This window comes from Geodermatophilus chilensis (genome assembly GCF_002802985.1).
GTDB lineage: Bacteria > Actinomycetota > Actinomycetes > Mycobacteriales > Geodermatophilaceae > Geodermatophilus > Geodermatophilus chilensis.
The window spans coordinates 1-1,272 of sequence record NZ_NVPT01000355.1; the positions used below are offsets into that span (position 1 = coordinate 1).

Annotated in this window: 1 protein-coding gene; it reads left to right on the plus strand. The window is 73.6% G+C overall.

Annotation, left to right across the window (positions count from 1 at the left end):
• Positions 1-1,217: ISAs1 family transposase (locus CNO22_RS27105; protein ID WP_232807401.1), on the plus strand; the 1,217-nt coding region annotated here is incomplete at its 5' end.
• Positions 1,218-1,272: the final 55 nt, after the last annotated feature.

Below are 1,272 nucleotides of genomic sequence, written 5' to 3' on the forward strand. Positions count from 1 at the left end.
CAGCGAGAGGGCCCGTGCCCGCGACCTCATCTTCCCCGACTGCCCTGCTCGATGCCGCCACCGCCGCCGAGGTGCCGGCCCGGCCGCTGTCGGCGGCCGAGTCGATCAGCTTGCTGCAGGCGCTGGCCACGGTGCCCGACCCGCGTAAGCGGCGGGGACGTCGTCACAGTCTGCAATCGATCCTCTTCCTCGCTCTGGGCGCGATCGTGGCCGGCGCCCGGTCGTATGCGGCGATCGCCGACTGGGCCGTGGCCGGCGAGGGTGAGGTGCGGGTGTGCGCGGCCCCGCCGCACGCCAGCACCTTCCGCCGGGCGCTGTCCCGGCTGGATCCGGCGGCGCTGCAGGCGGCGTTGACCCGCTGGGTACTCGCCCGCCGCACCGCCGCCCTCGCGCAGGCCCACATGCCGGCCGGCCCGAGCGCCGAGCGCCGCGTGGTGTGGGCCGCCGACGGCAAGACGCTGCGCGGCGCCCGCGGGCCTGATGGCGCACAGGCCAAGGTGTTCGGCGTCTACGACCAGGCCTCCGCGCTGGTGCTCACCCAGGTTCCGGTGGTCGACGGCGATGAGATCGCCGCGTTCACCACCGCTCTGGCCACCCTGCCCGACCTGCACGACGTCGTGCTCACCGCGGACGCGCTGCACTGCCAGCGCGAGCACGCGACCTGGCTGCACGTCCGCGGCGGGCACTACCTGTTCACCGTCAAGGGCAACCAGCCCACGCTGCGCCGGGCGCTGGCCCGGCTGCCGTGGGCCCAGGTCCCCGGATCGCGGCGCCGGCAGGTCGCCCACGGTCGTATCGAATCGCGCTCGGTCAAGGTCATCGACCTGGCCGGCGACCCCGCCGCCGCGCTGTTCCCGCACGCCGCCCGCGCGATCAAGGTCGTCCGCCGGCGCCGCGAGCAGCGCACCGGCAAGACCTCCACCGAGATCGTCTACGCGGTCACCTCACTGACCTACCGCCAGGCCGATCCCGGACTGCTCGCCGCCTGGATCCAGGGGCACTGGGGCATCGAAAACCGGGTGCACTACGTCCGCGACGTCACCCAGGGTGAGGACGCCTCGCGCATCCGCACCGGCACCGGACCCCACGTCATGGCCATCCTCCGCAACACCGCGCTCAACCTGCACCGGCTGGACGGACACACCAACATCGCCAGCGCCCAACGCCGGGCCAGCTGGCGCGCCGGCAACACCCACACCAGCCTCACCGCAGCGTGATCATCAACCGTCCGGGCAGGTCAACCCGCCCATCTCGGACTTTGCCTCGGCCCTG